The organism is Reichenbachiella sp., assembly GCF_965233835.1.
Lineage (GTDB): Bacteria > Bacteroidota > Bacteroidia > Cytophagales > Cyclobacteriaceae > Reichenbachiella.
Map to the genome: position 1 here is coordinate 3,132,943 of NZ_OZ247585.1, position 24,959 is coordinate 3,157,901.

17 protein-coding genes are annotated in these 24,959 nt (G+C 40.1%); 7 read left to right on the plus strand and 10 right to left on the minus strand.

The features are described from left to right. The first annotated feature begins 425 nt into the window (after nt 1–425). The gene (locus tag ACO6S2_RS13220; protein WP_422359032.1) at nt 426–635 is read left to right on the plus strand and encodes a YgaP family membrane protein; all 210 of its coding nucleotides are present in this window, start codon (nt 426–428) and stop codon (nt 633–635) included. Between the two features lie 4 nt (nt 636–639). Here ACO6S2_RS13220 and ACO6S2_RS13225 read toward each other — a convergent pair whose 3' ends face one another. Together ACO6S2_RS13225 and ACO6S2_RS13230 are read right to left on the minus strand one after the other, a co-directional pair. Further along, entirely contained in the window at nt 640–1,380 is a 741-nt protein-coding gene (locus tag ACO6S2_RS13225) for an alpha/beta hydrolase (RefSeq protein ID WP_422359033.1), read from the minus strand. Between the two features lie 42 nt (nt 1,381–1,422). Beyond that, nucleotides 1,423–2,238, minus strand: coding sequence for a 2,3,4,5-tetrahydropyridine-2,6-dicarboxylate N-succinyltransferase (locus ACO6S2_RS13230; RefSeq protein WP_422359034.1), 816 nt, complete (start codon nt 2,236–2,238; stop codon nt 1,423–1,425). Nucleotides 2,239–2,656: 418 nt separating this feature from the next. Between ACO6S2_RS13230 and ACO6S2_RS13235 the strand changes: the two genes are divergently transcribed. The 4 genes from ACO6S2_RS13235 to ACO6S2_RS13250 are packed head-to-tail and all read left to right on the plus strand — an operon-like array spanning nt 2,657 to nt 6,684. Beyond that, the gene (locus tag ACO6S2_RS13235) at nt 2,657–3,862 is read left to right on the plus strand and encodes an acyl-CoA dehydrogenase family protein (RefSeq protein ID WP_422359035.1); all 1,206 of its coding nucleotides are present in this window, start codon (nt 2,657–2,659) and stop codon (nt 3,860–3,862) included. Nucleotides 3,863–3,872: 10 nt separating this feature from the next. After that, nucleotides 3,873–4,958: a phosphotransferase family protein gene (locus ACO6S2_RS13240; protein ID WP_422359036.1), complete on the plus strand. Its 1,086-nt coding sequence runs from the start codon at nt 3,873–3,875 to the stop codon at nt 4,956–4,958. A gap of 3 nt (nt 4,959–4,961) precedes the next feature. Continuing rightward, on the plus strand, nt 4,962–5,948 hold the full coding sequence (locus tag ACO6S2_RS13245; protein WP_422359037.1) for an NAD-dependent epimerase/dehydratase family protein: 987 nt from the start codon (nt 4,962–4,964) through the stop codon (nt 5,946–5,948). Continuing rightward, nucleotides 5,935–6,684, plus strand: a complete 750-nt coding sequence (locus tag ACO6S2_RS13250; RefSeq protein ID WP_422359038.1) for a DUF1295 domain-containing protein — start codon at nt 5,935–5,937, stop codon at nt 6,682–6,684. The genes ACO6S2_RS13245 and ACO6S2_RS13250 overlap by 14 nt, the downstream gene beginning before the upstream one ends. Nucleotides 6,685–6,734: 50 nt before the next feature. Here the strand turns inward: ACO6S2_RS13250 and ACO6S2_RS13255 are convergent, their stop codons facing one another. Both ACO6S2_RS13255 and ACO6S2_RS13260 read right to left on the minus strand, forming a co-directional pair. Continuing rightward, a complete protein-coding gene (locus tag ACO6S2_RS13255) occupies nt 6,735–7,904 on the minus strand; it encodes a mechanosensitive ion channel (protein WP_422359039.1) in 1,170 nt (389 codons plus the stop codon). Between the two features lie 121 nt (nt 7,905–8,025). Next, nucleotides 8,026–8,598 (minus strand): DUF4202 domain-containing protein, encoded by a 573-nt coding sequence (locus ACO6S2_RS13260; RefSeq protein WP_422359040.1) that lies wholly within the window; start codon nt 8,596–8,598, stop codon nt 8,026–8,028. Between the two features lie 77 nt (nt 8,599–8,675). Between ACO6S2_RS13260 and ACO6S2_RS13265 the strand changes: the two genes are divergently transcribed. Beyond that, complete coding sequence (locus tag ACO6S2_RS13265; RefSeq protein WP_422359041.1) at nt 8,676–9,179, plus strand: FKBP-type peptidyl-prolyl cis-trans isomerase; 504 nt, start codon at nt 8,676–8,678, stop codon at nt 9,177–9,179. A 66-nt stretch (nt 9,180–9,245) separates the two neighbouring features. Here ACO6S2_RS13265 and ACO6S2_RS13270 read toward each other — a convergent pair whose 3' ends face one another. The 6 genes from ACO6S2_RS13270 to ACO6S2_RS13295 form a co-directional block, all read right to left on the minus strand. Then, nucleotides 9,246–9,950, minus strand: a complete 705-nt coding sequence (locus tag ACO6S2_RS13270; RefSeq protein ID WP_422359042.1) for a DUF2490 domain-containing protein — start codon at nt 9,948–9,950, stop codon at nt 9,246–9,248. Between the two features lie 168 nt (nt 9,951–10,118). Further along, nucleotides 10,119–20,918, minus strand: a complete 10,800-nt coding sequence (locus ACO6S2_RS13275; protein WP_422359043.1) for a T9SS type A sorting domain-containing protein — start codon at nt 20,916–20,918, stop codon at nt 10,119–10,121. 213 nt (nt 20,919–21,131) lie between these two features. After that, nucleotides 21,132–21,581 carry a thioredoxin-dependent thiol peroxidase gene (bcp, locus tag ACO6S2_RS13280; RefSeq protein ID WP_422359044.1) on the minus strand — a complete coding sequence of 150 codons (450 nt, stop codon included), beginning with the start codon at nt 21,579–21,581 and terminating at the stop codon, nt 21,132–21,134. Nucleotides 21,582–21,605: 24 nt separating this feature from the next. Further along, nucleotides 21,606–21,932: a TraR/DksA family transcriptional regulator gene (locus ACO6S2_RS13285; protein ID WP_422359045.1), complete on the minus strand. Its 327-nt coding sequence runs from the start codon at nt 21,930–21,932 to the stop codon at nt 21,606–21,608. Nucleotides 21,933–21,944: 12 nt separating this feature from the next. Continuing rightward, on the minus strand, nt 21,945–23,003 hold the full coding sequence (locus ACO6S2_RS13290) for a response regulator (protein ID WP_422359046.1): 1,059 nt from the start codon (nt 23,001–23,003) through the stop codon (nt 21,945–21,947). After that, on the minus strand, nt 22,996–24,258 hold the full coding sequence (locus ACO6S2_RS13295) for a PAS domain-containing sensor histidine kinase (protein ID WP_422359047.1): 1,263 nt from the start codon (nt 24,256–24,258) through the stop codon (nt 22,996–22,998). The genes ACO6S2_RS13290 and ACO6S2_RS13295 overlap by 8 nt, the downstream gene beginning before the upstream one ends. 139 nt (nt 24,259–24,397) lie before the next feature. On the opposite strand from ACO6S2_RS13295, the gene ACO6S2_RS13300 reads away from it, so the two are divergent. Further along, nucleotides 24,398–24,952, plus strand: coding sequence for a universal stress protein (locus tag ACO6S2_RS13300; RefSeq protein WP_422359048.1), 555 nt, complete (start codon nt 24,398–24,400; stop codon nt 24,950–24,952). The last annotated feature ends 7 nt before the right edge of the window (nt 24,953–24,959 follow it).

A 24,959-nucleotide genomic window follows, 5' to 3' on the forward strand; every position in this document is an offset into this window, starting at 1 on the left:
ACAAATTGTCTTGGTGCCCCAATACCAATCTCATAGCTGATTTGATCTTGTGTATTGTTGAGAATAATTAACAAGAGCTTCTCCTGCTATATCAACTTCACTTTCGCCCTTGTTATCTTCCAAAAACCAACCTTACTTTCTCATAACAACCTGCTGGCTTACAGTCTTTCTCAGTATTAAGAAATCCAGGAGCTACTTCCCTACAAGCCCTATCACTCTAGCTCCCAGACTACTTCCAAAAACCAACCTAATTTTTAATGTTGTTCAACCCTGTTTGAAATCTGTGGTACAAAGATGCCAGCCAAAAACTGGCTATGTAATAGTGAATTGCCTAATGCATAAAATAGGTGAAAAGCCTAGGATGTATCATCACGAGGAAATCTTAGTATTTCTGGTTATCTTTTAGCAACCAAACAAACTCAGACATGCAAAACGTTGGAAAATTTGACAGTATAATTAGGATCATTTTGGGTCTCTGCTGCATTGCTGCCATTGTATACAACTACACGGTAGAAACCATTTTACCCTTGTATGGAGTAATCATAATAGCAATTTTGATTCCGCTGTTTCTAAAAACTGGCATAACAAAATTTTGTCCCGTCATGAAGGGACTTGGAGTTTCCACAAAAAAATAGTGTGCTATAAATACTGGTTGAGAAAGGCTATCACAGCGTCCCAATAACCTCTATTGTCCGAGAATTTACTCCACAAGGCTCGTGAACCATGATTCCCAGATGTTTCTGGTAGGTAGTAAACCTTAGTGTCTGTTGGGATAGCTTCATAAATAGACCACCAGCTATTTTTTTCACTTCTCGCTGAAGTAATGAATGATGAGCATTGTATATTTTTAGCACTGGAGGTAATATAATCTTTAGGTTTTCCCATGGACTGAAAATACTCACCGGGTGAAAACGCCAAAACTCCATTTACTTCATCAAACCGGTCGCCTGCTATTTTCAACACCAACGCAGAAGAATATGAACTACCCCATATAATCAAGGCTCCTTTGGCTAAATAGGTCTTTGCATGAGTGATGGCCGCATTCATATCAGGTAAAGCATTGACATACTTGGTTTCCTTCATGAGTTGGCGGGCACTTGCAAAAGTCTGATTCTCCACATTATTAACAACCTTTCCGGATCGTTGATCAACAGCCATGCAATTGAAGCCTAATTGATTGAGGATAGGTGCTATTTCCAGATATTCTCCCCTGCTCCAGCCAGCTTGATGAAACAACACAATAAACGGCACGGTATCCGGATGTGCTATGTGCAAATCCACAGTAACCTCAACCCCGTCAGCTGCTTTAATTTTTATGGTTTCTGCAGCGTTTGCGCAAAACCCAATAGCTAAGGAAAATATCAAGAAATAGAATTTCATAAGATCAGATTTCAATTACATATTAAATCTAATCAAAGAATTTTATACCGCCACACTGTTTTCTCTAAGCGCATCATTTAGAGATGTTTTCTTATCTGTGCTTTCTTTTCTTCTTCCAATTATGATGGCGCAGGGAACATTGTATTCTCCTGCTGGAAATTTTTTAGCATACGACCCAGGAATCACTACTGATCTTTCCGGCACGTAACCTTTGTATTCCACCGGTTCATCTCCGGTGACATCAATGATTTTTGAACTCGCAGTCAAAGTAACATTAGCGCCCAATACTGCTTCCTTACCAATTCTAACTCCCTCAACAATGATACATCTAGACCCAATGAATGCATTATCCTCTACGATGACAGGAGCGGCTTGAACAGGCTCCAACACACCTCCGATTCCAACACCACCACTCAAATGAACGCCTTTTCCAATCTGAGCACAGCTACCCACTGTCGCCCAAGTATCTACCATAGTACCTTCGTCTACATAAGCTCCTATGTTCACATAAGAAGGCATTAGAATTGTACCACTAGAAATATAGGCCCCATATCTGGCTACTGCATGTGGAACCACTCGAACACCTAGCTTATCATAGTCAGATTTAAGAGCCATCTTGTCGTGAAACTCAAATGGGCCCACCTCAATTTTTTCCATTTTCCTGATTGGAAAATACAAGATCACTGCCTTCTTTACCCAATCGTTTACCTGCCATCCATCAGTCGTTGGTTCGGCACACCTCAACCTTCCTTTGTCCAATTCTTCTAAAACAAATTCTATGGTCTTCACCACCTCTGCGTCTTGAAGCTTTGAACGATCTTCCCAGGTTTCTTCTATGATTTTCTTAATATCTTCCATTTCTCAAATTGTATTTTTCTAGGCCTTTTTTACAGGCATCATTTGTGCAACAAAACTAGTGACATTTCCAAGTTTCAAAAACTTATAGCTTGCTTTCATTTTCACAAGCCTAAAATCATTTGTTAATTTATTAACAACAAGCAAAAGAACTATATTCATCGAAGCATTTGAACACATGCTACACACTGCATCTTAATTTACTTTAAGTCAATTCGCATATTATATTGATTAATAGTTATTTATAATCAAGTACCAAATATTATTTGGTCTAACAAAACAGCGAAAATCATCGTTTATCACAACATACCAACCCATCTTTTAGTCAATAAAATCCTCGTGTACTTCAAATTAGAATACCTCCCTCCCATCGATAAATCCAATCAATTCGTTAACTTCATGAATCAATAAACCGTGCTCAATGACCGATCTTTTTAGTACTCCCAGAGTGGAGAAATTAGTACCAAAATACACTCGATTTATTGAGGAAGAAATTCTTCCTGTCGAGATGAAATTATTGGACATATCCGATAAAGACACACATGAAAATTTGCTCGTACATCTAAGAGTTAAAGCTAAGAATTCAGGACTTTGGGCTCCTCATCTACCGCAAGACGAAGGAGGCCTTGGTTTAGATTTAGTAGAATTTGCTCAGGTCAGTGAAGTGATGGGAACTACCCCATTTGGTCACTATATTTTCAATTGCCAAGCACCAGATATTGGCAATATGGAATTGCTTGAGAGCTATGCTTCAACAGAGATTAAATCTAATTTCTTGAAGCCATTGCAAGAAGGAAAGATAAGAAGTTGTTTTTCTATGACTGAACCGGAACATGCCGGATCTAATCCAAAGTATCTTAGCACAACAGCTATCAAGCAAGACGGTCATTATGTTATCAATGGACACAAGTGGTTTACATCCTCTGCAGACGGGGCTTCATTTGCCATTGTTATGGCAGTAACAAACCCTAAAGCCGAGAGCCCCTACGAGAGAGCAAGCATGATCGTGGTACCTACCGACAATCCTGGCTTCGAACTGATTAGGAACATACCCATCATGGGCGAAGAAGGAGCAGGATATGTAAGCCACGCTGAAATCAAGTATACCAATTGCAAAGTTCCTATATCCAACCTTATTCATAAAGAAGGCCAGGGTTTTATGCTCGCTCAGCAACGTCTTGGCCCAGGCAGAATTCATCATTGTATGCGCTGGATTGGTATTGCCGAGAGAGCCTTTGATATGATGTGCAAAAGAGCAGTCTCTCGCAAAATATCCAGCCAGGAAGTCTTGAGTGACAAGCAAACGATTCAGAACTGGATAGCTGAATCCAGAACAGAAATAGACGCAGCCAGATTAATGGTTTTACATGCTGCGGCTAAGATTGAAAAGCAAGGAAACAAAGCCGCTCGGGTTGAAATATCCTCTATCAAATTCTATGTAGCCAATGTACTCCAACAAGTATTGGATAGAGCTATCCAAGTACATGGGGCATTGGGTATTACTGATGACTTAATCTTGTCTTGGTGGTATAGACATGAACGAGGGGCAAGAATTTACGATGGCCCTGATGAAGTTCACAAATCCGTTATTGCTAGAGCTATTTTGAAAGATTACCAAACCAAATAACTGTATACTGATGAGTCTCAGAGATAAAAATATGTTGATGGACCGATCTGGTATGATCCGTCAAGGCGAAAACATTGACCTTAGCAAGCTTAGTGAGTTTCTAAAAACCTCACCCGACTTTGAAGAAGGCCACATCAATGTGGAGCAGTTTCCGAGTGGGTTTTCTAACCTTACCTATTTGCTAAAATGTAATGATCAAGAGTTTGTATTGCGCCGGCCACCCATAGGTGCAGATGTAAAAGGTGGACATGATATGAAGCGGGAATATGATTTATTAACTAAAATCAATCCTGTTTGTCCCTATTCTCCCCGGCCTATCCTACACTGCGAGGATAAAGAAATTATTGGTGACGAGTTTTTCATTATGGAACGCGTGAGAGGCATTATACTGAGAAATGCCCCACCTAAAAACATGCCCATGACGGCAGAGCTCATGCAAACCATAAGTACCAATTCAGTGGATATACTTTGCGACCTACATCAATTGGATCTTGACAAAAACAACCTATGGGAACTGGGTAAACCAGAAGGCTATGTAAAAAGACAAGTGGAAGGATGGGTAGAACGATATAACCAATCCAAAACTGACCAACTTCCCGGAATGGAGGCTCTGGGTGAATGGCTTACTCAGAACATTACAGAAAGTGAAACAGTGACTCTCTTGCACAATGATTACAAGTATGACAACCTCGTTCTTTCGTTAGACAATTACTCGGATGTCTTGGCAGTGCTGGACTGGGAAATGGCGACTATCGGAGACCCTCTCATGGATTTAGGAACGGCCTTAGCCTATTGGGTAGAACTCATTGACCCTCCTGCACTTAAAGCCTTTAACCTCACTTGGATGCCAGGCAACCTAAACAGACAGCAGGTCCTTGACAGGTACACCGAAAAGACAGGCATTGATACTTCGAATATTCATTTCTATTATGTTTTTGCATGTTTTAAACTAGGTGTAATCTGTCAGCAAATCTATGCCAGGTACAAAAAAGGGCTAACAAAGGATCCTAGATTTGCAGGTCTGATTGGTGTGGTAAATGCTTGTGCTATGAACGGAAAAAAAGCACTTGACACAGGTTCAATTTCTAATTATTAATTGGTGAACAAAACAATTGCAATTACTGGAGGGACTGGCCATATTGGAACAGCTTTGATAGAATTGCTACTAAAAGAAGATTACATAGTCCGAGCACTGCATCATCAATCAAGGCCAAAGATAGAACACAATAACCTTACATGGTTTCAAGGGGACATCAACGACCCCAGCGTCCTGGCCGGCTTAATCTCAGGTACAAATATTGTTGTGCACTGTGCGGCTATCGTGTCTATAAATGACGCAGCTAATAAGAAATTATTCGAAGTCAATGTCAATGGAACAAAATCAGTCATCAACACTTGTCTACGTACCTCAGAAGTCAGACTCATCCATATTAGCTCTTCTATAGTTTCGAAAACAAGGTCAAACCATTCATCTTTTGATGAATCTCTTCCTTATAGAACAGATGATGGAAAAAGTTATGATTCAAGTAAAATTAAGGCAGAAAAGGCAATAATAGAGGCAGTTAACAAACATGATTTGGATGCAGTCATATTAAGACCTACAGCAGTTGTCGGCCCTCCAGATTATCGGCCCTCTCTATTAGGAAACATGATACATAATTTAGCCAAAGGTCATGTACCAACGATCACTACTGGCGGCTACAACATGATAGACGTAAGGGACCTCTGCAAAACAATTATCAATAGTTTTGAGAAAGCACGAAAGGGCGAAATCTACCTACTTAGTGGATCATTTTGCTCAATAAAAAAGCTCGCCAAACTGGCTAACCCGTATAAGAGTTTCATAGCGATTCCGACACAACTTTTATTGGCGACATTCCCTGTTGTCGATTGGTATCTAAAGGCCATAAAATTCGAACTTCCTGTAACAAGAAAAAGCTTGCTAACACTGCAACAATCACCTAAGAACATGTGCGACACGAAAGCAAAGAAAGAACTAAATCATAGTTTCCGAAGTATAGAGACAACCATTTCTGACCTAGTCGATTGGTTCAACAAAAACAGCTCGGGCGATGACGATAAATAAATTTAACACTCTTTGTGGCATTTGGATATTTGTGGCCATAGCTGCATATGTTCTACTCCAGTTTGTGACGGCACCCTATGGTAGGCATACTAAAAAAGGCTGGGGAATTGAAATAAGCAACCAGTGGGGTTGGGTGATTATGGAACTCCCCTCCTTTTTGATCATGATTTATTTCTGTATTAATTCCGAACCCAACAAGTACAGCTTTTTACTAATGGGATTATGGTTGATCCACTATTTTAATCGAACCTTCATTTTCCCTTTACGGATAAGAACGAATGGGAAAAAAATGCCCATAGCAATAACTGGTTCGGCGATATTTTTCAATGCTATCAATGCAAGTTTAAACGGCTATTATCTTTCCTATTTTTCCAGTTTTGATTCTTCAAGTTTTGAAACTATCTATTTCGTGGTTGGGATTGTACTATTCTCAATTGGATTTTTCATCAATCAAAAAAGCGACAACTACCTAATAGGATTGAGAAAACCGGGTGAATACGGTTACAAAATTCCAAGGGGATGGCTATTTGAATACATCTCATGTCCTAATCACTTTGGAGAAATTATTCAATGGACTGGGTTCGCAATCATGGCCTATAATTATGCTGCCTTGTCCTTCTTGGTTTGGACGTTGGCCAATTTGATACCTAGAGCTTTAAAGCATCACAGATGGTACACAGAAAAGTTTCCCGAATATCCCTCTAAAAGAAAGGCACTCATTCCTTGGCTGATATAAAAAACCTCAGCCCGATTAGAGCTGAGGTTCTTAAAAGAGTATTCTTTCGATTACTCTTTTCTAAATTTCTTAAGGATCTGCTCCATGTGCTTGCCAGCAGCCTCTCTGCCTCCCAGACCATAAGCCAAAGCCACAGTTACCGCTAATGAGCCTAAAGTTAGGCCAAAAGCAAGGTCGATTATGCTATTTGCAATGCCCATCGTACGTAATGCAATGGCCAGAAACAAGCCAATAATCGCCATTCTGGCAATACCTGCGGCAAATTCATTTTCCTTTGCCTTCGCCAACGAACCATATACCATCGTGGCCACAAAATTCCCAAGCACCATCACTACCAATCCAAAAAGGATATTTCCCGAAAGGTTTAAAATGCTATGCAACACTTCAGTCAATCGATCCAAGCCTAACAGTTCTATTCCCGATATAATTCCAAAGAATACTATGAAGAAAAGAAGGATATTAGATATTACTTTCGACAGCGACTGATCTTCGTGGATAATGAATAAATGCAGTTGTTTGGTCAACTTGTCCGTTCCGATATTGACCAAAAGGTCATTTAGAAATGAAGTAACAAATCTACCACCGATGAAAAATATAGTGATGATCAAACCTGCTCCAATGATATTAGGTACAGCGTCCATCAGGGTATGTAGAATGTTATTCGCTGGCGTGGTAATGGCTTCCAGTTCCAGTGCATTCAGCCCTTGAATGAACATCGGTACAAAAATAACGATGAAGACAATTTGCTGAACAAAATGAATGAATTTGTCAGTTTCTTTAAAGCCTACCTGATCCGATACGCGATCTAGAAAGCTACCTGCCATCTTCACCAGGTTGGATACAATTTTGGCCAGAATGTAACCAACAAAGATCAATGCCCCAGCTGCCACAATCTTAGGTATAAACCCAACAAACTCGTAAATCGTGTTTTTGATCAGATCGTACTCGTAACCAAAACCTAGCAAGTTCAACACGGCCAGCAGAACAATGATCAGGATAATGTAATATGCGAGATTGGCTAAAAACCTGTTGGTGTCTACGATTGTGTTTCCTAGTAATCTTTCATCCCAATCCGTTCTTTTCATTAAAAAATAAATGAACTTCTTGACTACGACGGCAAAAAGCCAACCAAGGACTAAAACCACCACCGGACCTGACACGCCCGGCATGAAATTGTTAATAGCGTCAATAATGTTTTGTATGTAATAAGGTAGTACCATATTTTCTCAGTTTAGATTTAACTCAATTACAGCGAATAAGTTAATCCAAGCCTAGGAATTATCCTAGAGATGCAGACAGAGATGTATTAGAATAATTCAATACCATCTCTTATTTATCTAATTATTTTAGTGCTTTTTGAATTAAGGCTAGCTCACTCTCTTCGTAGTCGAGCTTCAATGCCATTTCATGACCTTTCTCAGTCATCTTGCCCCAAGTCTTTTGCACAATAGAAATAACCTTCTCGTCCTCATGCTCTGCCGCAAATTCTTCAAAATAATATTTTAAAAAAACTAAACACACGACATCCTCCAACTGCTGCGTCTCCGCATCAGTTTTAAGTCTTTTTTTGGTCACCAAATCTCTCACCTTGTCAATTGTAGATTGATCCACTCCTTCCTCGCCTAACAGTCCCGAAAGAATTTTTCCATGCATTAGCTTCAACTCTGTTCTCCACTTCAAATAACCCTTTCTATCCATTGGGTAATCTGATCTGGGGATGGCCCATCGCTGTATATGCTGACCACGAGCGGCAATCTGCATCGCAATAGAAGGTGTAGCATCATACTCATGCAACATTTCTGTCATTCGCTGACCATAAACCAATTCCTTTGGACAGTCTTCTCCTTGATACAAAACTTCATTTGGATCTTCCGCATTGACGGCATCTATCTTGGCAATTATTTTCTCAATCATACTTCAATATTTAAATCGTAAAGATATAGGATGAACCCCAATTGGTATTCGTCAAATGATAGTTCTAACTTCGCGTTATGAATATAGGAAACGAAAAAGTAGTATCCATCACCTACAAGCTCCAAGAGGGAAATAAGAGTGGTGAAGTAGTCCAAGAAGTGGACAGCAAAGAGCCATTTGTATTTTTGTTTGGCGCTCAGCAGGTATTGCCTGATTTTGAAATTAATTTGAAAGACAAGTCTATTGGTGACACATTCGAATTTGGTATTGAAAGTGATAAGGCCTACGGACCTGTAGATGAAAATGCAGTAGTTAATTTGCCAAGAAATATGTTTGAGGCAGATGGCAAATTGGGAGAGATTGTTAAGGTTGGTAATTTCTTACCAATGAAAGACCAAGAAGGCAATCCTTTGCAAGGCTTGGTAAAAGAAATAACCGATGAGCACGTAAGAATGGACTTCAACCACCCCATGGCAGGAAAAGACCTATTCTTCTCGGGTGTCGTAATAGAAATAAGAGAGGCAACAGCTGAAGAACTAGACCATGGCCATGTTCATGGGCCAGGTGGACACCAACACTAAGATTAGGATCCAAACAAAAAAAGGGGGTGCTGACGCAACCCCTTTTTTGTTTCACTTTAGTATGAACTAAAAATCATACTGAAACATCAATTGAATAGTAGGCATTTCTAAAAAATTATCCCCTACTTTAATTCTCTGACTCATATATCCTAGTTGTACGTTACCTGACTCTGCCACTCGATATCCAAGGCCTGCATAAAACCAGTTTCGATCAAATTGCTCCGGCTTTAACCCATCCTGATGAAACCAAAATTCATCGAAAACATGAGCAAACCACTTTTCGCCGAGATCATGACGTAAAGTCAAGCGATATCTGAATCGATTGGCGAAATTAGTTCCATCGATCTCATAACCTGCAGTTTCATCACCTGCTATAGCACCAATCCATCTATGTTCTTGTCTCAGGCGATGTGAAATCAAAAGTTTTCCTACCATATGATTTAAGGTCACCTGTTCCCAGATGTTATTTTCAGGTACGGTAATACCAGACGGCAACGGACCAAATGAAGAAGTTTTAATATAGGTATACCCTGCGGTGAAAGTGACATCTTTATTCAAAACATAATCAACAAATGGTCTGATCAAAAATTGCTCCTGATCCTTCACTCCATCATACCTTCTTACATGAATTTCGTTACCTACTCGCCATTTCTCGTTGACTGAATAATGATTGAGCATAAAGAACCAAACATTCAAATCTCCTTCCACCTCTTGTCCATTAGCTGTTGACAGGCCTGATAGTAATAGGATAGCGAGTATTATTTTTTTCATTCTAATTAATTCAAACATCTAAAAAAACACAATATTAAGTCTCTAATCTTAAACAATCGTCCGAATTTTTACTGATTTTGACAAGTTGCCATTCGGACTTCATAACTCCATAAAAAAATCACGTTCTAAACATATAGAACGTGATTCACTTATTCCTTTGAAAGGCTTTTATTTTTTAATGATCCTAAATTTCTTCGTACCAAAAGTTGTTTCTACTAACACTTGATAAACTCCTGTTGACAGGTTACCCAGGTCAAGCTTGATCCTTGAGTTACTAACTTTAGAAAAAATATTCTGATACGCAACTTCTCCTGTCACAGAAACTATTTGAATCTTAGCGTCTTGTATAGCCTCATTAGATTCCAAAGTTAGAACATCATCCACAGGGTTCGGATAGTACAATATAGAGAATTCATAAAGTGCAGCTTCAATCCTAATAGTTTCAGAGTGCTCAAACTGACCATCAAAATCAACCTCCCTAATTCTGTAATAATTAACTCCCTTCAACGGAGATTTGTCATTCAATGAATACCGATTAACAGTCGATTCAATATTCACAGCACTCACAGTCCCAATGACACTAAAGGTCTCTCCGTCTGAGCTTCTTTCGACTTCGAAGTGGCTCACATTGATTTCATTAGTTGTAGTCCAGGACAGAGATATTTCACCATCCACAAGTTCTCCCTCAAATGTCAAGAAATCCAACGGTAATGAAATCGTGTTGTCAGTATCTAATTGGTTAGGCAAAACATCGCCATCGTTATCCGGAACACCAGATACACCTCCATATTCCACACCATTTTGATCACTATCAAATAAATCAATGATTCCGTCGCTATCCAAATCTCTGTAAAAGGCATGATCGGTATCGGCAAAATTGAGAATACCGTCGGTATCATCATCTTCGAGCCAATCAGGAATATTATCACCATTGGCGTTGGCTGAATTGTCATAATGACCCGGATCTCCATTTGCAGTTTCATAAGCTGCAGCTCTCGCGAGAAAATCGGCTAATACGTCATCCACACCGTATCCTTCTAAAATGTCTTCATCATCATCAAACCCTTCATATAAATCAGGAGATCCATCATTATCTGAGTCGCTATCCAAATAATCTAGAATACCATCTACATCTGTACTTGTCATGGCTAAAGGTGTACCATCTGTATTATCGGCTAGCCCATCATTATCAGCATCATTGCCGCCAACGGTAAATCTACCGTGATCATCAGTTCCGGCTGGGAAAAAACCTCCATTCGCCTCAGCAGCGTCAGGTATTCCATCTCCATCCGAATCCAAATCTTGGAAGTTGACGATATCATCATCATCAGTATCAGCAATCGTCAATGCCGTACCACCATTGGTACTATCAAAGGTATCTGGCCAGCCATCACTGTCAGTATCGGTTTCGTCGTCTGCCACCCCATCATTAGTAGTATCTGTTCCGCCACCTTCTGTCAAATCAGATATACCGTCATTGTCAGCGTCTCTATCCTCATAGTCGAAATAACTATCTCCGTCTGTATCTGGGATAGTTAAGGCTATGCCACCATTATCAGGATCCAAAATGTTAGCCCAACCGTCACCGTCTGTATCACCAAATGTATCTATGGTCCCGTTACCATCAGAATCATTTCCTCCAACCTCGATCAGTCCTTGGATACCGTCGTTATCGGCATCCAAATCTAAGAAGTCATCATTTCCATCGGAATCAAAGTCTGGTTGTGTACTAGAATTAAAGTATACTCCATCAATTTGAATAGACCCTGCAGTATTGTTGATATTCTCGATACCAATATATCGAGCTGTTGCATTCAACTCAATGGTGAAACTTTGAAACAAAGTATTTGACATCGCCAAGAATTGCTGATCATTGGTATATGCCGCATCTGAAAAAGTATTAGCTGTATGCTGGCTAATCTCCAAATCGTTGTTTCCAACACCTGCTGCATCTACCCGAGCAAATATGGCCACAACAGTTCCAGTGCTATAACTTGCACCAAGATCAATTACCAAAAATTCATTTGTCTGATCTAAATCAGCACTATTCCCGTCAATTACAGAGCTATTTGTTGGATTGGTAACACCATCTCCACCCCCACTGTTATCCTGGGTTCCTTCTGTATAACCGATAGCATCATGTATACCATCAGAGTCTCCATCGGTAAATGCATCAATAGTACCATCATCATTACCGTCTGTCAATTCAGCACCTTCAATCATGTCTAGAATTCCATCATTATCACTATCCAAATCAAAGAAGTTTGGAACTCCGTCTAAATCAAAATCATATCGATCATCAATGTTATCGGCATTCGTATCCACCACAGGATCATTGTAGTTCAACAATCCATCACCATCATCATCTGCAAAAGCATCTCCTAACGAAGCGTCATATTCATTGATATTGAGTATACCATCATTGTCATTATCAAAATCCTGTAGATCTGCTATTCCATCACCATCGAAATCTGCGAAATACAGATAATCTGGAATAGCCCCTCCACCTTGTGTTTTGTCATCGGTCCAATCATTATTTCCATTGGCATCTTCTAGTGACGTATCAATTCCATCTTCATCGTCGTCTGTGTCTCTAACATCTACTATTCCATCAGTATCTGTATCCTGAAGTGCAGCCGACGTGCCCACCACATTATCACTTCCTCTTCCGGCATAGATATCATAGATATCCCAAAGTCCATCTCCATCGGTATCTACATTGTAACCAGTTTCGTCCGTAATGTCATTGTCACTATCAGTATCCCAATCACCGAACCCATTAGCGTTTGCATCAAAGGCTTCAATCATATCGTCAACACCATCATCATCACTATCGTCATCACGGTAATCAGCTTCTCCTCCTGCATCGGTGTTGGTAGGGGTAATTGCAGTTCCCCCATCATCATTGTCGTAAGCATCATCCAAACCATCACCATCGGTATCATTCCCACTAAGTGCAACAAAGGTGGCCTGACTTTCATAGTGATCTGTTACACCATCGTTATCAGTATCCAAGTCAAGAAAATCTTCTAAACCATCAGCATCAAAATCTTCATTAGCCAAAGTGGTGCTTTGTGCATTATTACTAACACCATCATTTTGATCAACATCACTTGAGACTCCATCTCCATCCGCATCGACTCCGGTAAACCTTCCTGTATTAGAATCAAAACCAGCAGCAGCTGTACCATTGTTCGCCTCTATACCGTCATAAATACCATCATTATCACTATCTACATCAAATGGATTAATAATACCATCTTGATCCTGATCGTATTCATCTAAAACTCCATCACCATTGGCGTCTGTAAAATTGTTTCCAAAACCGTCATCATCAGCGTCAACGCTATTCACTTGACCATCTCCATCCATATCATCATCCAGATAGTTATAGATACCGTCATTATCAAGGTCACCGTCAAATATACTTCCGTCATCTGGTCCTCCAGCAGGTAAAGGAATAACACCAAACGGATATTCGTCAATCGAGGCTACACCATCATTATCTGCATCACCATCCACAGTATCTAATACACCATCTCCATCATTATCAGCTGCGAACAAGTAATCTGGTATTGGATTTCCGTTTTGAACAAAATCATTCGTCCAATCACCATCGGCACCACCACCCATTCCGTCGCCAGTATCTTCTGCACTCGTAAGTGTTCCATCATTGTCGTCATCGGTGTCTCTATGATCGGCTTCGTCGGCACCATCCGAATTTTGAAGCGCCTGATTAGATGCATCAATATTAGAGAAGGTTACAAATCCTGTGTTGTCTGTATCAAACACATCCCAAATTCCATCACTATCTGAATCTACATTATATCCAAACTCATCGGTGATATCATTGTCTCCATCCGTATCCCAATCAGCAAATCCGTCAGAATCTGCATCGAATCCTTCAATTAAATCAACAATTCCATCATTGTCCGTATCATCATCCAAGTAGTCTGCCACATCGGCACCATCAGAATTTACAGGCGCTATAGCATTGCCGACAGAAATATCCTCATCATATACATCTAATATACCATCACCATCTGCATCGCCTGCCACCGGTGCCACATAAGTCCCACTTGCCTGCGCTTCCCTATTGTCTGTAATACCATCATTATCTGAATCTAAATCCAAATGATTGGCAATACCATCCGAATCAGAATCAGGAAGAGTAATTGCAGTACCCCCAAAACACGGGCCCGAAGTTACATTGTAATAGATATGATACAATTGTCTTTCTGTTCCTCCGTCAGCCTGAAATCTAATATAATCTGCGTCTGCATTGAGCGTATAAGTGTAATCCGTTGGGGTGGTTAATCCCGTGGCTGACTGCTGCACCGCGTTAGTAAAAACCGTTCCATCTGTAGATTGAGAAGTAGTAAAATTAAAATTACCATTTATAGCTAGGTTAAAAAGCACATCGGTACCATTTGGAATTGTTCGACCGAATTGAACAGTCATATATTCACCATTGGCATTAGTAAATGCATAAGTTCCATCTGGCTCTCCAAGGGCATTGTCTGTATCATCCATGCCATTATTCTCAAAGAGAGTAACGGCATAATAAGAAGTAACAATTGGATTGCCATCACACAATTCATCAACAGAATCTTCCATTCCATTGTTATTATCATCGGTTGTCAGTGTACCATCTAACGCTCCATCTTCATCAGTATCTGCTAATCCAAATTCAACAACATCCGCAATACCATCGTTGTCACTATCTCTATCCATCATATCAGGAATTCCATCCAGATCGTAATCAAATTCATCAATGACTCCATCAGAATTCACGTCAGTTAGATTAAAAGTATCGGTAACATTATCTCCGTCAGCATCAGCATCACTCACATTGGCTATACCATCTCCATCCATATCAAAATCCTGAAAGTTTAGGATTCCATCGCTGTCATTGTCTCCACCTGGGTTTACACCTGTGCCACCATCTTCACTAGCATTAGCAAGGCCGTCGTTATCCATATCATCGTCCATACTATCCGCGACACCATCTCCATCAGAGTCAGGATTACTGTATAAGTAATCTGGAATATTAAAGCCACCTTGAGCAAAATCATTAGTAGGATCCCCATCCACCACGTCTGTATCTTCTGCGCTGGTCAAGGTTCCATCATTGTCATCATCAGTATCTTGAAAATCCCATACATCATCTAGATCAATATCTGTAACTGCTGCACTAGAACCAGTAATTTGAGTAAGTCCAGTTCCAACATAATTATCAAAAATATCAAGGATACCATCTTCGTCTATATCAGAATTAAATCCTGAATCATCAAATGTAGCATTGCTATTAGCATCCCAGTCAGCGTACTGTCCTCGACCGGAGTTATTGCCTTCTACTCTATCGCTCACAGTGTCATCATCTGAGTCGTCGTCTAAATAATCAGCTACTCCTGTACCATCTGTGTTTGGTGGAGTTAGCAATGTTCCTCCATTATTGGGATCATAGGCATCATCCAAGCCATCATTATCAGTGTCGTTACCTGAAGGTGGAACATAAGTGGCTTTGGTTTGACCTTCGATATTGTCTACAATACCATCATCGTCAGCATCTAAGTCCAAAAAGTCGGGTATAGCATCAGGATATAAGCCTCCGTCTGTGTCTATAATAGTAAAGGCCATCCCTTCTTGAGTATCATTCCACCCATTAGAATTGGCATCGGTAAAACCGTTGATCTGACCTGTACCTGCATCAGCAGTAAGTCCATTTTCAATAACATCCAATAAACCATCATTATCGGAGTCCATATCTGCAAAATTTCGTTGACCATCTCCGTCATGATCCTGGATAGCATATGGGTTACTTTCAGTTGCATCATTAAGACCATCACCATCCGCATCAACCATAGAATCAATACGGCCATCAAAATCAACATCTACACCCCCACCTTCAAGAATATCAGGATAACCGTCGTTGTCACTATCCAAGTCTTTGTTGTTGGGAATACCATCACCGTCAGTATCAGTATCGCTGATTGGCGTACCTCCATTATCTGGATCTACGGAATCAGGTAATCCATCACCGTCAGTATCTATTTCAAATCCGTCAACTTTACCATTTCCATCCGTATCAGCTCCTCCATTTTCTACAGCATCTGTAATACCATCATTATCTGAATCAACATCCAGATAATCATCTATTCCATCACCATCGGTATCTGGAATAACTAAGGCACTACCACCATTGTCAGGGTCAATAATATCGGCAAGGCCGTCGCCATCCGTATCTACAAAATTGTCAATTTTCCCATCGCCGTCGGCATCTGTACCTCCGGCTTCCAACAAGTTAGTAATACCATCTCCATCAGAATCTAAATCTGCTGCGTCTCTAAAACCATCGCCATCTGTATCTACAACGACTAATGGTGTTCCTCCATCATCTGGATCTATAACATCAGCTACTCCATCACCATCTGTATCTGTAGTATCATCGAGTAATCCATCGTTATTTGTGTCGGTGCCCCCTACTTCAAACAAGTCAGGGAATCCATCATTGTCAGAATCCAAATCTCTGAAATCAGGTATGCCATCACCATCTGTATCAAAAACATCATACACACCATCTCCGTTGGCATCTACCGTGTCGCTCAATCCACCGGTTACAGCGACATCGTCCGCATCTCTAAAATTAGGTATACCATCCCCATCTTCATCTCCACTTGGATCTATAGCTTCTCCATTATCTTCGTCTACATCAGCTATTCCGTCATTGTCAGAATCTCCGTCCAAACTATCCGGAACCCCATCACCATCAAAATCACCATAAAATAAGTAATCCGGAATATTAGCACCTCCTTGACCATCGGTACGGTCATCACTAAAATCACCATTTCCATTAATATCTTCGTCTTCGGTAAGATCCCCATCATTGTCATCATCAGTATCCCTATAATCTAGGTTATCTATACCATCCGTGTTTTGTCTGTCAGCATTGGAACCAGTACCGTTTATACCTCCACCAAGAACCACGATGTCAAAAGCATCCACCAATCCATCTCCATCTGTATCGGCTCCAAATCCAGCATCATCCGTTAGGTTATTTGTATTGGTATCCCATTCTCCAAATCCGTCATTATCCAAATCGTCACCCTCAACAATATCCAGTACACCATCCTGATCAGAGTCATCATCTAAATAATCAGGGTTATCCTGAACATCCGTATTAACAGGAATTACCAAAGTACCTCCTGCATTTGGATCAAATCCATCGTCAATTCCATTGCCATCTGCATCCGCATTGGCATAAGTAACGGATGAGCTCCCGGCAATACTCTCATAAAAATCTGTTATTCCGTCCGCATCACTATCAATATCAAGTGCATCCACAATCCCATCAAGGTCTGAATCCGCATTGGCAAGCGTAGAACTACCTCCCACTGCGGCAGGACTGTTGTCTACATAGTTCATGAGCCCGTCATTATCTGGATCGTTCAGATTAAACCTACCAGTGGAAGTATTAAAACCATTGGGAACAGCTCCATTGTTCGCTTCTATCGCATCCAAAATACCATCTTGATCTGAATCTCCATCAAGGAAATCAGGAATTCCATCGAGGTCAGCATCGTAAGTATCATAAACACCATCGGTATTAGAATCTGTTGCATCCGCTAAAGAACCAGATATATCGGGATCTCTGTAGTTCGGCACACCGTCGTTGTCAGCATCCTGACTTGGATCAATCGCTTCCCCTCCGTCTTCATCTGTATCTAATAATCCATCATTATCCGAGTCTGCATCGCTTGCATCTGCTAAACCATCTCCATCATAATCTCCTCTAAACAAATAATCGGGAACCGTTGTGCCCACTACGGCAGTTCCTTGACCTTGAGTAAAGTCATCTGTCCAGTCTCCATTACTATTTTCATCCTCACCTGAAGTTAGGCTGCCATCATTGTCATCATCAGTATCTTGAAAATCACCAAAGTCAGCACCATCAGTATTCTGCACGGCTGCGGCCGTCCCCCCATTATCGGTATCGAAAACATCCCACAGACCATCGTTATCCGTATCACTGTTGAATGTAGCCCCAAATGGATCACTGGCGTCTAAGACATTATTATTATCTCCATCCCAATCTCCAAAACCATTAAAGTTGGCGTCATGGCCTTCTATCATATCAATAATACCATCTCCGTCAGCATCTGTATCAATGTAATCTTCAGAGCCATTGCCATCGGTATCAACCGGTACAATTAACGTTCCTCCGTTATCTGGGTCATATACATCATAAAGCCCATTACCATTTGTATCAGCTGCCACTGAAGTAATAAAGGCATTGCTTGCTTGCCCTTCAATATTATCCTGTATACCATCATTGTCACTATCAATATCTAGGTAGTCAGCTAAAGTACCATCACCATCAGAGTCGGGTAAACTCAAGACCCCCACATCCTGACTATCATTGCGTCCATTACCATCGGTATCTGTAAAACCAGAAATACGTCCGTCAGAACCGGCTACCCCACCCGCTTCTATTACATCAACGATACCATCATTGTCACTATCTATATCGGCATAATTGTCAACCCCATCCCCGTCGGTATCGGGTGCCGTAATCGGCGCTCCATCTAAAACATCATCTATACCATTTGCATAGGTTGGTATGAAAGATCTACATTCAGCAGTCGATATGGTATAAGGAGCCTGATTTCTACCTGAGACGGCATCACCTCTTGTGCCATCTTCATTCAAGCCCTGGGTCTGATCGTTACCGTTACCTGGATTAAAATTTGTAGTTAATATTCTAATTTCATTAGTTGTTTCATGCAATTGCATTTGCACAGTCGCTGTGCCCGTAGTATTCCAAAACGGAACACTGTTAAACGTGTAAACGAAAATTTCATTGGCACCAGAGCCATTAACACCATAAGTAACCGTGCCACCCGAACTAGGATCCCAATCTTGTATATTCAGTAATACCGTATTCAAGTAAGTTCCATCTGGAATTGCAGGTGCATCATTACCGCCTCCTGCAGGATTCAAATTCCCAAAGGCAAACCACCCGTTTGGTGCAAGTGTGATGGTAGAGCCCGTGTTATAAGTAGTTTCGTAAAAATCAAAATCAAAGGGTAGAGTTGTGGTAATTTCTGTATCATCCGCAGTCGGCCCGGTAGTATGTCCTCCTGTGGCTTCAAAAGTTGTAGAACAATCTGAACTTTGTTCATAGCGAAAGGCTCCTCCTGACACATCCACAAAACCATCCACAAAACCATCATTGTCGGCATCGGCAAGACCCGCTTCAATAATATCCGGAATTCCGTCATTATCACTATCCAGATCCAGTGCATTTGGAATACCATCCTGGTCAAAATCAAAGTTATCATTTACACCATCACCATTGGCATCTACAAATCCAGCAAAGTCAGTATCTAAATAATCTGGAATTCCATCTGCATCGGTATCTGCCTTCACATCTCCCTCTGTGGAGTCTGGAATACCATCATTATCTCCGTCGTCATCCACATGATTAGCAACCCCATCTCCATCAGCATCACAGTTATACTCAAAATCCAAAATTTGAGTATTGATCTGATAATATCCGAATGACCAAGTATTCAATAAATCATTGTTTCCGCTATTCCAAGTATGCGTATTTACATTGGTTCCGCTCAATTGCACCTCTGGATCAGCCCCGGTAACAACCTGTGAATCATCCCAGTAGATCAAATCAAAACTTGTAGCAGGGCGCACATCGCTCATGCCTATTCCCGTGGGGCTGTCTTCCACATCCCACATGGGCACGTGTAAAGGGCCAGAGGTAAATCTGCCTGAGATAGTAATTTGGGTACCCGAAGCCACAACCTCTCCGGTACCATCTAAACCATCCCAAAGTACTGAATATGACCCTTCAGTTGTTATTTCCTGTTCTACTATTACATCAGTAGTACCATCCTGATAACCCGTCTCTCCATTCATATCAATTAGAATAGCTACCTGGCCGACCTGATTCGTCTCAAAATAAATAGTAGCTTGCCCCCCACCTGTATCGCTACAACTAAAAAATGCGTCTGCAATTACTACTGTTGGTAGTGTACTGGTAGGATACAAGTCTAGATCAGGATTGTTTAGGAAAATATCGTACTCTAAGAGAGCAGTTTCCGTAGTCTGTGATTGTCTTAGTTCAGTAAAATTAGTAGTACCCAAAACCGCTGGATCAGAACCTACAGAATTTGCATATAGAGCAAAAGTGAATGGCTGTAAACCACTAAGATCGATTTCCTTGATATAATTACCTGCACTTGCTCCGCCTACTGTCGATGGAACTCTTGCATACATTTGAAAATCTGTAGACAGCAAATTGGCTCCAGCGGCACTGGTAAATCCCCATTTTTGACAAAACATTCTACCAGGCTTTTCTTCTGTACCATCATAAACGGAAAAATCCCATAAATCATACCAACTTTCTTGGCCAATATCTGTGGCAGGGTTAGTACTGCCTCCGTCATCTTGAATGAAACCAATATAAAAATCCTGATCGGAACCTGTATTATTCGTATAACTCTGAGCATCATACCCTGAAGCTCCTACTACGGCCTCTGGACCTGCTGTTGCTTCTGCATAGCTTTCTATTACCCCAGTTTGTGGTGTATTGAATGTGGCTCTATTAGTACTCCCATCATCATTAGTCAATGTCCAAGATCCCGCAATAGTTCCATCATTTTCATAGAGTACTACGGTAAGGTCCTCTTGATTTGTTCCAAAACTTGAGATTCTTCGAAGTCCCCAGTATAATGTCTCTCCATTATTGATTCGGATGTACGTTCTTTCGGCAGCGGGTGCATCAGCCTGAAGGAAGTCTCCCACTAAACCAGAACTATGAACTAAATATCCTACGAAGGTATTGGTACCTGCTCCAGTACCAGTATTAGAAGGTGTGAGATTCTTAGAACCTTCTGCGTAAGTATCCAATGACCAAACGGCCAGAAATAGAGCAACAATTACTTTTCTCATTATGCTAAGTTAAATAGCCAATTAGCGTTTAGGTTTAGTACGAATAAGCTAAAAAGGCATACCAAACCCCAAAAACCAATAAAATACATTAAAAGCGCTGGATGAAAAAGGAAAATTTTGAAATCATTTTCCATGAAATATTACAATAATAAGCAAAAAAGCTAAGTATTTTCACCTAGAAGAGTCAGATTTTACAAAAATCGAAATTCGACTCTATTTGATAATTTGCTCGGTATGCGTCTTAGTTTTTACTTTACCAATAACTTCTTCGATCAAGCCGTCTTCATTAATTATGAATGTAGTCCGAACGGTCCCCATGTATTCTCTTCCGTAGAGCTTCTTCAAAGCCCAAGTTCCATAAAGATTGTGCACTTCTTTTTCGGGGTCTGATATAAGATTAAAAGGCAAATCGAATTTGTTAATAAATTTTACATGAGATTTTTCAGTATCCGTACTTACTCCGAGAACTATATAACCTTGTTTCTTTAGCAATTCATGGTTATCCCTCAAGTCGCACGATTGAGCAGTGCAACCAGGTGTATTATCTTTAGGATAGAAATATAACACCACCTTCTTCCCTAAATAATCTGATAATTTTATCCTTGAACCATCTTGAATTTTCGCTTCAAACTCAGGTGCCTTGTCTCCTACTTGTAAACTCATTATTATTTTTTTGACGTGTAAAAATCAGGCGCAATTTACACACTTATTTGATTGAGGCATCAACATTATTCTACCTACAGGAATGGGATTCTTACAACGCACACAAATTCCAAAATCGTTATCATATATTTTAGAGCGTGCCACCTTCAACTTGCTTAGTTTTTCTTCGGCCTTACGCAATGAAGCTTCATTGATACTCTTATTATTAATAGCATCCATTCTGCTCACACGGCCAATGGCGTTTTCTGGAGAAATGGGTTTAGTCAACTCTTTAAGCTCTGAAATGTTATCTTCAACTTTCTTGATTTCAGTGATGATTAACTTTTCAACTTCTTTTCTATCTAAATCCATTTCGGGCTTTTATCAATATCCTCTTGATATAATAGTACTTAATTCATCTAAATCGACCAGCGTAATTTGATTAGATTTAATCTCAATTAACCCTTCTTTCTTAAAGTCAGACAGGGTACGTATAACTGATTCTGGTGAGGTACCTACAATGTTAGAAAGATCCTCTCTTGAAAATTGAAATTTCTTATTCTCTGAACCATAATTTTTCTGAACAGTTAATAACGCCTCAGCCACGCGTTGCCGGACAGAATTATACGCGATATGCAGCATCTTCTCCTCTTGGTCTTTGAGGTTTCCAGAAAGGATTTTTATAAATCTAGAAGCTACAGATCTATCTTTATATATAAGTTGCAAAAAGTCATCCTTCGGAATATAATAAGACTCACTATCCTCCATTGCCATGGCTGAATCGCTATGATCCGATTGAGTAATGAGGTCATTAAATCCAATAAAATCTCCAGCACCATATAGACCTGTGATCAGCTCTTTTCCATCCTTATTGGTTTTATAAGTTTTAATTTTCCCTTTGTTAATAAATATCAGATAGTTAGGGTAATCTCCTTCGTAATATAGATTTGTCTTTTTCTTGTGGTGTCTGATCCGCTTTTCCTTAGATAGCTGCTTCAAACTTTCTATTTCTTTGGCATCGTTGAAAAAACTATCAAGTCCAGATATATTAGCGTCATATTCATTTTGAATCTGCTTACTCCTTTTTAATCTAGCTTCAACAGCTCCCAACAATTCAATATCGTCAAAAGGTTTCGTGAGATAATCGTCGGCTCCCAGGTTCATGCCCTTTCTAATATCTGACTTCTCCACCTTTGCAGTAAGAAAAATAAATGGTATATGAGCTGTAGATGGGTTTTTTGAAATGATATGGAGCACTCCATAACCATCCAACACAGGCATCATAATGTCGCAAATAATTAACTCTGGTTTAAAGTTCTTCAGTTTTTCTAATCCATCCTTACCATCGCAGGCAGTGGTAACCTCATAACCAGAAAGTTCCAAGATTTCAGCGGTATTTTCTCTTACCTCCACATTGTCTTCAATCAGCAATATTTTATTCATCTCTTATAGCATTAATTTTTAATACAAATGTGGACCCCTGTCCTTCCGTACTTTCAAAGTTTATGATACCCTGAATAAGTTCAAGGTATTTTTTTACAATATTCAATCCTAATCCCGTGCCTTGAATATGAGAAGCATTGTTCGCTCTGAAGAACTTATCAAAAAGGTGCTTCTGATCTGTTTTTGGGATTCCTATTCCGTGATCAATCACCTTAACTGTGAGCTCTTCCATTTCTAGTATAACATCGAGTATCACTTTCTCTCCTTCCGGTGAATACTTGATTGCATTAGACAGTAAATTGACCAGTACCTGTTTTAGAATTTGTGAATCTGTACAAAACACCCCTTCAGGAGAATTGCACTTCAGGTCAAGTACCTGATCTTTTTTCATTAACTCCCGCATTTCATCGGCTATCTCGTGAAGAAAATCACAAATATGGAGCTCCCTTGCGGATACAGTCAATTTCCCCGCATCCAATCTATCCATAGACAGAAAGTCATTCAAAATTCCGGTAAGCTCGCCTACACTAGATTTCACACGGTTGATGTGCTTGAGTTTTTTATCTCTGTTCTCATCAGTGATATACTTCCCAATCAGAGAAACAGAAGAAAGAATAGCACTAAGTGGTGTTCGAAATTCATGTGAAGCCATTGATACAAAGCGAGTCTTGAGTTCGTTGAGTTCCTTCTCTTTTTCAAGTGCTATACGAGCTTCATTTTCAGCCTTTACTCTTTCCTTGATTTGCATTTCCAAGTCTGTATTGGACTTTTGCAATTCTTCTATTGCTTCATTTAGTTTTTTGGTTCTGTCCTGAACACGCTGTTCGAGCTCGGCAGCATAAATCAATAACTGTTCTTCACTTCGTTTCAGCTCTATCTCAGCTTCTCTTCTTTTCGTGATATCAATAATGTGAGCAATAGTCACCTCTTCATTGTCCACTTTAGCCACATTCAGACTGATTTCTACAGGAAAGGTGCTACCATCCTTTTTTAAAGCAACCAAATCCCTCCCTGTTCCCATCTGTCTGGGTTCTGGATTTTCCGCATACTTGGTACGATGTTCTTTGTGGCCTTTACGAATTTCTTTGGGCATTAATTCTTCAATAGTCATACCAATTAGTTCATTGTTGGCATATCCGAACAATTCATGACTTTGCGGATTGGCTAGGGTTATTTTACCCTTATTCACAAGTAAAATGCCTTCCACACAGGAATAAAATATGTTTCTAAAAGTATTGGTATGTTTATCTATCATCGATCACGATCCTTTCTGCTTCAAAAGTAAACTCTCATCTCCTACAAAAAACTGATTTATATCATGTGATGCCTTGATCATTGCCACTTCACAGGGCTGGCACTAGGACTAATTTTGAGATAAAATTGAAACTACCTATATGATTTCAGTCCGCAATGTACTTGTGCCCATTGATTTTTCAAAAGCCTCCAAGGCTGTGGTAAAATACGCAATAGATGCTGAAGCACATAAAAACGACCACCTAGTCTTACTTCATGCCTACAGACTCATTGCCGATGATTTTTCCAGTCAGAGAGATTCTCCTGTAGAGTTACGTAAATCAATTGAAAGTCAATTACTTCAGAACTATAACACCTTTAATGAGAATCTCGATTTAAGAAAAAAACCAAATCATTTAGAATTTAAAATGGAAGTTGGATTTACGGTCAACTGTATCCGTAGCTTGTGTCGTCAAAATAAATTTGACCTTATTTTATATGCGCTAAAAGAAGGTAAAAAAAATGAACAGCTCGCGGATTTAATCAAATTAGGATGTTCACCAGTTCAATTGATCTCTGAAAAATACAACGCTGAGACGACAAAATCTCTCATTGGAAAAGGAATTTCCAGGGCGGATTTTTTTGATAGCTGGGAGGATTACATTCACCAGATTGAGCAAAATCCAAAATTGTCTTATACCGTTGCACCAGACTAAGGATTTA